The sequence below is a fragment of the Peptidiphaga sp. genome (genome assembly GCF_057238965.1).
Map to the genome: position 1 here is coordinate 23,912 of NZ_DBHHEV010000013.1, position 8,826 is coordinate 32,737.

General features: G+C 63.3%; 9 protein-coding genes and 1 tRNA gene. 1 reads left to right on the plus strand and 9 read right to left on the minus strand.

Annotated elements, in window-relative coordinates:
* Positions 1-3: 3 nt before the first annotated feature.
* From ACO48X_RS03105 to nadD, 7 genes are all read right to left on the minus strand, one after another.
* On the minus strand, positions 4-1,083 hold the full coding sequence (locus ACO48X_RS03105; protein WP_485000440.1) for an alpha/beta fold hydrolase: 1,080 nt from the start codon (positions 1,081-1,083) through the stop codon (positions 4-6).
* A complete protein-coding gene (locus tag ACO48X_RS03110) occupies positions 1,080-1,895 on the minus strand; it encodes a TetR/AcrR family transcriptional regulator (protein WP_485000442.1) in 816 nt (271 codons plus the stop codon). The genes ACO48X_RS03105 and ACO48X_RS03110 overlap by 4 nt, the downstream gene beginning before the upstream one ends.
* Positions 1,896-2,233: 338 nt before the next feature.
* Positions 2,234-2,309: transfer RNA gene (locus tag ACO48X_RS03115), tRNA-Ala, on the minus strand.
* Between the two features lie 139 nt (positions 2,310-2,448).
* Positions 2,449-3,090, minus strand: a complete 642-nt coding sequence (locus ACO48X_RS03120; protein ID WP_485000444.1) for a histidine phosphatase family protein — start codon at positions 3,088-3,090, stop codon at positions 2,449-2,451.
* On the minus strand, positions 3,087-3,458 hold the full coding sequence (gene rsfS, locus ACO48X_RS03125) for a ribosome silencing factor (protein ID WP_485000446.1): 372 nt from the start codon (positions 3,456-3,458) through the stop codon (positions 3,087-3,089). Before rsfS ends, ACO48X_RS03120 begins: the two co-directional genes overlap by 4 nt.
* A 1-nt stretch (position 3,459) precedes the next feature.
* Positions 3,460-4,833: a hypothetical protein gene (locus ACO48X_RS03130; protein WP_485000448.1), complete on the minus strand. Its 1,374-nt coding sequence runs from the start codon at positions 4,831-4,833 to the stop codon at positions 3,460-3,462.
* Positions 4,834-4,982: 149 nt separating this feature from the next.
* On the minus strand, positions 4,983-5,615 hold the full coding sequence (gene nadD, locus ACO48X_RS03135) for a nicotinate-nucleotide adenylyltransferase (RefSeq protein ID WP_485000450.1): 633 nt from the start codon (positions 5,613-5,615) through the stop codon (positions 4,983-4,985).
* Between the two features lie 226 nt (positions 5,616-5,841).
* On the opposite strand from nadD, the gene trxA reads away from it, so the two are divergent.
* A complete protein-coding gene (trxA, locus tag ACO48X_RS03140; protein WP_485000452.1) occupies positions 5,842-6,201 on the plus strand; it encodes a thioredoxin in 360 nt (119 codons plus the stop codon).
* A 109-nt stretch (positions 6,202-6,310) separates the two neighbouring features.
* On the opposite strand, the gene ACO48X_RS03145 is transcribed toward trxA, so the two are convergent.
* Both ACO48X_RS03145 and obgE read right to left on the minus strand, forming a co-directional pair.
* On the minus strand, positions 6,311-7,228 hold the full coding sequence (locus ACO48X_RS03145) for a hypothetical protein (protein ID WP_485000453.1): 918 nt from the start codon (positions 7,226-7,228) through the stop codon (positions 6,311-6,313).
* Between the two features lie 243 nt (positions 7,229-7,471).
* On the minus strand, positions 7,472-8,826 hold a 1,355-nt coding region (gene obgE / locus ACO48X_RS03150), incomplete at its 5' end, for a GTPase ObgE (RefSeq protein WP_485000455.1).

Below are 8,826 nucleotides of genomic sequence, written 5' to 3' on the forward strand. Positions count from 1 at the left end.
TCCCTATTTGTGCCTTTCGATGAATTCAACGACTGCGGCATCGATTTCTCTGCTGTGCCCGGTCATGAGATGGCCTCCCGTTTCGAAGATCTTCGTCTCGAGATTCGGGTAACGGTGGAGCGATCCTTCCACTTGGCCTGCGGGACCTTTGAAAGGCGCCATTCGATCGTCCCTCGCGTGCAAAAGCAGCACAGGAACGTGCATCTCCTCAATCGGGTACGCCTCAAAGTTCACCGCCATGTCGCGATTGACAATTCGGGCGTCTAGGTCGGCGCCTTCCTTTCGCCTCGACAGCGGCAACATCCCATGGACGACGTCGGCCGCCATTCCGTAGAGCCTCCTGTAGAGAGGAAAAGCAAGCCACATCGGCAGGTCGTGATTCATGATCGGCGGAGGCCCCATCAGACTGGGAATCCTGGCAGGCTTCTCGTTCCACGGCGCGGCAGAGCAGTACAGGATCAAGCCCTTGGCGCGCAGGGGGAAGTCCAAAGCGAAGCGGATCGCGGGAGTCCCGCCCGCCGAAACTCCGAGAATGAAAACTTGCTCGATCCCCAAGCGGTCGAGCAACTCGGCGTACGCCTCCGCCTGTTCCCTCGGCGTGCCTTCTCCCTTGACGGAGCTGCCGGGGTATCCGAAGCGGGAGGGCGCAAGAATGCGATATCTCGATGACAGGCTTCCGACGTTCTCAAACGCCTGGTCGTAGCCTCCATAAAGGCCGTGGACGGAAAGGAGCGTCTCCCCCGCCGCCGGATTCCGGCCCTTGCCATCGAGCGTCTTGCCGTCCAGCAGCCTCTTGCCGCCCGACGTCTTGTCGTCCACCCCTTTGCCGCCCGGCGCCTTGACGTCCAGCTTCTTGCCGCTCGGCTCCTCATTTCTCAGGCACATGCCATCCGAGGCCTTGCAACTTGGCCCGCGGTCGACGTACGTCATTCTGCCGTAGCTCAACACCGCCGTTTCAGCGCCGTAACCCGCCAAACGCCTTTCGGCGTCCTTCACAGCCAGTTTCAATCGGCGCACACGAACGAATGAGCCTGTTGCGACCGCTGCGGCGCAGGCGACGAGCATGGCTTTGCCTGCACTCATGGCTTCCTTTCCCCCTTTTGCGCGTTGAGCTTTTGCGTGTCCGTTTTCAGTGTGTGCAGCTCTTTGCCCTGTTTATTTGCGCCAAGTTTCCGCGCGTCCGTCTTTGGTCCATCAGCCTTTCGCATGTCTGCCTTTCTTCCGGCAAACTCCCGTGCGCGTTCCATTCTTTCGCCAAGATCGCCCGCCTCGCCTCGCGCGCCAGGACTTTGCATGTAAGTGAAGCAGAACTCCTCGACGATCATCCGCAGTTCTTCCTTGGCCTTTTTCACTTCAGAAGGGCGCATATCGTATTTTTGCAGAAGATAAAATATAGGCGTGTAGAATCGCAAGGCAAGAATGTGTGGGTCCCGCCGTTCGATGAGCCCGGCCTCCATGAGCTCCGCAAACACTTTCTCCTCGTGGTCGATCGCGCCATCGACGAACAGCCTCTCGAATTCTCGATTCAGCTTCGGGTCACGATGGCGTTCGATCGCGAGCATCCTTCGAAACCCGGCGGCGACGTCGTCTTGCAGATAGAAGACGAACAGCTGCGTCGCGAAGCCGACGATGCCCTCGACGTCGACGTCGGCATAAGCAGCTTCGGCTCCGGCCAAGCCGGGAAGGCCAATGGCGACGCCGACCTCCGCGACCCTTTCGGAGAAGAACTCCGCGCAAGCGTCGAAGATGGCCTGCTTGCTTGCGTAATGCTTGTACAACGACGGCGGCTTGACGCCGACCGCAGCCGCGATGTCTGCGACGCGGACCGCGCTGTATCCCCTCTCGGAGAACAGCGCCAGTGACTCTCTGAGTATTCTCTCTTTGGTCGGCGTCATCACGGACCCTTCTGGCTAATAGAAGTTAGCTGCATTGCCTGCACTTCAATCTAGGCTAACGACCATTAGCCGTCAAGCGTTGCGGAGTGAACCAAGGCTTGTCAATCGTTCGATAGGTTCTTTGCGCAATCAGGGCAGCGGTGACGCCCCCTAGACGGCCTCGCCAAAAGAGCCGAGAATTGATCAAATGGTTTCCGACAGGCAACATTCCGTCCTGACCAACGAAAAACGCAGAGCGTTGAGCGGAATAAATGCCGTTGTCCGCTTTCAAAGACAGTGGCGTACCTTCAGCAATCGCGGATGGCCGAAATACCCTGATTTATGTGCGGGAAAGAAACTGGTGGAGCTAAGGGGATTCGAACCCCTGACCTCTTCCATGCCATGGAAGCGCGCTACCAACTGCGCCATAGCCCCAAGCGGACTCCTCAATATTACGGATTCCCCCGATGCTTGGCAAATCACGGTTAGGAGACGCCGCTCACGAACGAGCCGCACTCGCTCACGAACGGACCTCATCCGTTTGCAGACAGGCCTCATCGCTCACGGATAAGCCTCACTGCGTGGGCGTGCGAACCTCGTCGGACTTGCCCACGCCCACGTTGTAAGCGGCGATGCGCCAGGCCGGCGGGCCCACCCGCAAGGGTTCCAGAATCGCCCAGTTGCAATTGGACATCACCTTCAGGCCCATCCATTGGCCGGGCGCCTCGCCCAAAAGCGAGATCGTTGCGAGTTTTATGGCGGCGCCGTGGGAGGCCACCACGAGGGTCCCGTTCGTTTTAGCCGCCCACTCCTCAATCGCTCGGCTTGCCCGGCGACCGACGTCGGCCTGCCGTTCGGCGCCCACGCCCTCGGGTTCCTTGGCCTGCCGCCAGGCGCGATACTGCTCGGGGAACCTTTCTTCGATCTCCGCCCCGGTCAGCCCTTCGAAAAGTCCGAAGGAACGTTCCTTGAGACGGTCGTCCGTTTCGACGCCGACTCCGACGACGCGCGAAAGCGCTTCGGCCGTCTGACGCGCCCGGGCGAGCGGCGAGGAGACGATAAGCGAGGGTTCAAGCGGCGCCAGGGCGGCGGCCGCCTCGCGCGCCTGCCGCAAACCTGCCTCGTTGAGGGGAAAGTCCCTGGCTCCTTGAATCCTCCCCGTAAGATTCATGTCGGTCTGGCCATGGCGCCACAAGACCACTCGCGAAGCGCTCATGCCTGGGGCGCTTCGACCGAAAGGGCAATGCTCGGGCAGTCGGCCCAGAGGCGCTCCAACGCGTAGAACTCGCGATCTTCATCTTGCTGGACGTGAACCACGAGGTCGCCGTAGTCGACGAGGACCCAATGGCCTTCGTCGAACCCTTCGCGTCGCTTTCGACGGACACCGGCTTTGAGCAGCGCCTCGTCCACCGCGTCGACAAGAGACCTCACCTGCCGGTCGGTCGAACCGGAGACGACGAGGAACACTTCCGTGAGCACAAGCCGCTCGGAGACGTCGATCGCCGCAACGGTCGTCGCTTTAAGCTCGGCCGCGGCCCGGGCGGCTATTCTCGCCCACTCCAGTGACTCTTCGGAGGCCGCCACATCACACCCCGAAACCGGGCGGGGCAACTGTCGCCGCGGCCTCGAGCGCAGGTTGCACGTCGCTGCCGGATGCGACGAAATTGCGGACGATGAGGCCGACGGCGAGGCCGACCAGCAAGCCGATGAGGATCGCCACGATTGTCATGAGCCATCCACGGGGCTTCTCATCCTCCTCGGCGATGTCTCCGAGCTGCTCCTCGTACTCGCTCTCGACTGCCGCGGAGCCGGCTTCGGGATCGATCGACCTCACTTCGCCGGCGGGGGTGGGAACTGGCGCGAAATCGGAATACTTCTCCTCGCTGCCCGGCTCGCTTTCGCGCCGCAGCCTCTCCAGCAATGGCGCCTTAAGCGAGGCCCGCGGATCGTATTGCTCCTCGGTCGTGGGGCGGGACGGGGCGGACTCGCCCTCGTTCGCCTCCGGGAAACGGCTGGTCTGGCGGTCCTTGGTGTCGGGGCCTTCGGCCGTGCCGACGCCGCTGCCGTCGAAACGGGAGAAGACGGAACTGCGCCCGGCTGCGTCGAACGCCTCAGTCTCGTTCTCACGAGAGGACATCGGGTTGGCGAAGGATTGAGTCGCATTCGGCGAAGCATGGGACCCGCTGGGCGTCGGCTGGGCCGCGCTTGGAATCGATTGGAACGGACTCGGCGGCGTCGGCTGAATCGTTCCCGTCGTCGATTGGGAAGAGCTCGGCTGGTTCCGGAACGGCGTACCCGCCTGGCGGCCGTCTGCCTGGGAAGGTCCGTCTGCCGAATCCGTCCCCCTATGCGTTTCGTCGGGCGTACCGGGAACGACGCCGGCAAAAGAGCCGGTCCCCTCGGACAAAGCGATCGAGTCCGCGCCCGGCTTCCGGCCTCCGGCGACGGGCGAGCCGCCTGGCCCGCCTGACGTGCCTTTGCCGCCTTTGTCGTCGGCCTCTGCCGGCCAGCGGCCTTCGACGAGCCCAACCTCCGCCGCGGCCACCGTCGCGACGGGGGTGATGTTGCCCGTCGTAGAAAACCCCTCTGCAGGGGCCGCATGCCCGCCGTGGTGCGTCGAAGTCCTGCTTGAATCCACATGCGACGCCCTCGACGCCGGCTCGTGTGCGCTGCCGGCCCTTTCGGGAATCGCCGACGGGAAACGTCCGTGCGCGCCGACGCCCTCCGTCGAACCGCCTGTGGAAGCGGTCTGTCCATGTCCGTCGGAAGCCGAGCTTCCGGAATCTTCTCGCGTCAGCCCCGCCTCACGTTCACGCATCTCTTTGCGCGTCAGGCGCTTGAGACGTATCTCCGCGGTGGGGGTGAGATCGTCAAGTGGGGACGCGCCGTCTAGGATCGGCGCGAGAAGGCCCTTTGCCCTCATTTCGCGCCGTGACATCCTCGGCTGTTCGTCACTCATACATATTCCTTCCCGCTGCCCTGGGCGGCGTTTATCCCGACGCCAACGCCTCAGAGACGTCGTTCAAGGGTTTCAGTTTATCCGACTGACGCGGATATTCCGACTTTACATCGGCGTTTCGCCCAAAGCCTCGCCAGGTCTCCCGCACGTCAGCCCGCCTTGTAGAGCCGATACTTGGCAATGTACTGAACCACGCCGTCGGGGACTAGATACCACGGCTGAACGCCAGAAGCCACGCGCGCGCGGCAATCCGTGGAAGAAATCGCCATGGCAGGGACCTCCATCAGCGTAATTCCCTCGGGGGGCAGACCCGTCGTGTCCAGCTGGTGTCCGGCCCGCGTCACTCCTACGAAATGAGCCATAGACCACAGATCCTCCGAGTCTTTCCATTCGAGGATCTGCGGAAGCACGTCGGCGCCCGTGATAAAGAAAAAATCGGCGTCTGGGTACGCCTTTCGCAGATCGCGAAGGGTGTCGATCGTGTATGTCGTCCCGCCGCGCTCAATGTCGACGCGGGAAACCGAGAACCGCGGATTCGAAGCCGTCGCGATGACCGCCATCAAATAGCGGTGTTCCGCCAACGTCACCTTTCGGTCGCGTTTGTACGGCTGCCTCCCGGTGGGCACGAAAACGACCTCGTCTAGGTTGAAAACGCTCAGCACCTCCGAAGCCGCAACTAGATGCCCGTGGTGAATGGGGTCGAACGTGCCGCCCATTATCCCGATGCGCCGTTTCCTCCCGGGGACGACGTCGATGGGAACCTGAACGTCGGTCTTAGGCACGGCCGCCTTCTTCCGCCTTCGACGCGAAAACCGCCTCCGCGGCCTTCCGCGCAGCCTCTCTGTTCGCATATGCCATGTACGAAAGCCTACGCCGCTCGGCTTTGTTTCTCTCTCCGTCGATTCCGCTGCTAGCGCATAGCCGCGAGGCGCCCGCGCACCGGGGAATAGTGTGGACGGAGGCAACGTTGACTTATCCGTACAGGACCTAAACGAAAGGCAACAGGCAATGGCAACTCAAGCCGTCACGATCGACAACTTCAACGACACGATCAAGGAGGGAATCGTCCTGCTCGACTTTTGGGCCTCGTGGTGCGGCCCGTGCCGTCAGTTCGGGCCCGTTTTCGAGGCGGCTTCGGAAGCCCATCCCGACGTCGTGTTCGGCAAAGTCGACACCGAGGACCAGCAGGCGCTCGCCGGCGAATTCGGAATCACCTCGATTCCCACGGTCATGGCCTTCCGCGACGGCGTCCGCGTTTTCTCTCAGGCCGGAGCCCTTCCCAAGGCTTCCCTCGAGGACCTCATCAAACAGGTCAAGGAGCTCGACATGGACGAGGTGCGCGCCAAGATCAACGAAATGAAAGGCTGATCGGCCTTTGCACGCCCTTGGGGCGGTCGGCGCGGCGCGTCGGCCGCCCCTTCGTTTAAATCGCTCGCGCCGAACCGGCTCGCGCCAGGCCGCCTCAAACGGGCTCGCGTCACGCGGCCTCGATCTGGGCGCGCGCAGCCAAGAGCGGGACGACGCCGCGTATAAGCGAGGCGAGATCTGTGGGAAGCGACGCGGGAAGGAAGATGAGGCCGTCGGCCGCCCCAGTGCCGATCCAGCGCTCGAAGGCGTCGGCGACGTCGGACACCGTGCCCACGACGGAGGCCTTCCCCTCGAAAAGGGGGGCTCCGACCATGTCCGCGACGAGGAGCGCGCGCTCGTTGGCCGCCCTCATCGACCCGGATATCACAATGCCCAGCTCCCCGAGGACCCTCACGCTCCGCCCGTTGGACGCCGCGAGCTCCCGCAGCTCCGAGCGAATGTCGCGCGCCCGCTCTAGGTCGTCGGTGCGGACGCGCACCCAGTCCACAAAGGCGGCCAGCGTTCCCAGGGAGATCGCGTCGGCGACTTCAGCGTCGAGCTGCACGTTCACGGGCATTCCGTTTGCGGCTATCTCCTCGGCCAGCCGCGCGATGCCGTCGAGGTCGCTTTCTTCCGTCACTTCGACCGTCGGCGCGACGTGTTCGCCGTGCTGGGCGAGCATCCCGATCCCCTCTCGCGACACCGCGACTTCCGCTGGGATCTGGACGTTGACTTTCCCCGCGTGCTGACTGAGCAGGCGGGCGGCCACTCTGGCGGCGTCGAGCTGATTCGCATTGTCGGACCGGGTGCGAAAGGTGGCGTCCAAGCAAACGAAGTCGATCCCGCCGCGGGTCGCGGCCTGGGCGCACGAGGCGATTCTCGGATAGCTCGCATACTCGACGGGCATCTCGCTTCCAAGCGCGGCTGCGAACGCCTCCGTCGTCACGGCGCCAAGAAGCGAGAGATCGACGCCCATGACGGCTTCGGCGACGCTCTCCGCGGAGGCGTCGTCGAGTTCCGATTCTTTCGTTGCAAGGCTAATTGTCATGACAATTTCCTTTTGCGCTCTCGATCCTTCGAGGTCCGGCCGTCACCGGGGTTCGAGCGACGCCGTGAGAAAACACGAAGGCGCCCGACCGCCAACGCTCGAAACCAAGCCCGCACCGGGCAAAAGCTCAAGCACTTAACCTACGAGCAAGTAAAACAGCCTTGTGTCCACATGGCAAGACCTCAGGCCGCAATGTGGAAGTTCTCACGCATTAAATCAATATAGCATTGTAAAAAATGCGGTTTATCGCTCAGGATCGGTCCATAGCCCCGACTCGCGCTCCATCTGCAATTCTTCCCGGGCCTGCGTCTTCGCATCCATACGGTCGTGGTAGGCCGCCTTGCGTTCTTTTCGCGAAGCCCGGGTGCGCTCGTCGAAGCGGAGGTCCGTCCCCCGCGGCCCCAGAAGCTCCGCTCCGGTCTGCATCGACGGCTCCCAGTCGAAAATGTACCCGGAATCCTCGGGGCCGACCACGACCATCGCGCCGGCCTGCGCCCCCGCTTTCACGAGGGCGTCTTCGATGCCCAGCACGTTGAGGCGGTCCGCGAGATAGCCAACCGCTTCGTCGTTGTCGAAATCCGTCTGCCGGACCCATCTTTCGGGTTTGTCGCCGCGCACAACAAAGAAGTCCTCGCCGTTCTTCGTCTTCCGCGAGAGGGTGAAGGCGCTTGCGCGCTCCTTGGGGCGAACCTCGACTCGCGGTTTCGACTCGATGGGAGCAGACTTCCGGGCCTGCGCCACCGCCGCCGCCAAAGCGAAGGAAAGCTCGCGCAGACCCGTGTGCGCCGCGGCGGAGACGATGAAAACCGGATAGTCGGAGAGCTCGGGGAGCACGAATTCCGCCAGTTCCCTCGCTTCCGGGACGTCGGCCTTGTTGAGAACGACGATGCGGGGCCTGTCTGCCAGCGGGACTCTCCCCTCTTCCCAAGGCAGCCGTCGGGCGTATGCGGCCAGCTCCGACTCGATGGTCGCCAGATCTGAGAGCGGATCGCGCCCCGGCTCGAAAGTGGCGCAGTCGAGGACGTGGACGATCACCGAACAGCGCTCGATGTGCCTAAGGAATTCCAGCCCGAGGCCCTTTCCGTCAGATGCGCCGGGAATGAGCCCTGGAACGTCGGCTATCGTGTAGCGTTCGTCTCCGGCCTGCACGACGCCGAGGTTGGGAACGAGCGTGGTGAACGGATAGTCGGCGATCTTCGGGCGCGCAGCCGACATGGCGGCGATGAGCGAGGATTTTCCCGCGCTCGGGAAGCCGACAAGCGCGACGTCGGCTACGGATTTCAGCTCTAGGACGATCTCGCCTTCCTCGCCGGCGTCTCCGAGAAGGGCGAATCCCGGCGCCCTGCGCTTGGGCGAGGCGAGTGCTGCGTTCCCCAGGCCTCCTTGGCCGCCGCGGGCCGCAACGAATCGCTGCCCCGGCTCGACGAGGTCGGCCAGGACTTCGCCGTCGGCGCCCTTCACGACCGTCCCGACGGGAACGCCGAGCACCCGGTCTTCGCCGTTGCGCCCGGATCGCATGTCGCCGGCTCCGGGCGTCCCGGAGGGGGCCTTCTGATGGGGGGCGTGGTGATATGTGAGAAGGGTGGTCTCCTGAGGGT

Coding starts and splice junctions, on each gene's coding strand:
- ACO48X_RS03105 (WP_485000440.1), bottom strand. CDS start 1,083: ATGAGTGCAGGCAAAGCCATGCTCGTCGCCTGCGCCGCAGCGGTCGCA.
- ACO48X_RS03110 (WP_485000442.1), bottom strand. CDS start 1,895: ATGACGCCGACCAAAGAGAGAATACTCAGAGAGTCACTGGCGCTGTTC.
- ACO48X_RS03120 (WP_485000444.1), bottom strand. CDS start 3,090: ATGAGCGCTTCGCGAGTGGTCTTGTGGCGCCATGGCCAGACCGACATG.
- ACO48X_RS03130 (WP_485000448.1), bottom strand. CDS start 4,833: ATGAGTGACGAACAGCCGAGGATGTCACGGCGCGAAATGAGGGCAAAG.
- trxA (WP_485000452.1), top strand. CDS start 5,842: ATGGCAACTCAAGCCGTCACGATCGACAACTTCAACGACACGATCAAG.
- ACO48X_RS03145 (WP_485000453.1), bottom strand. CDS start 7,228: ATGACAATTAGCCTTGCAACGAAAGAATCGGAACTCGACGACGCCTCC.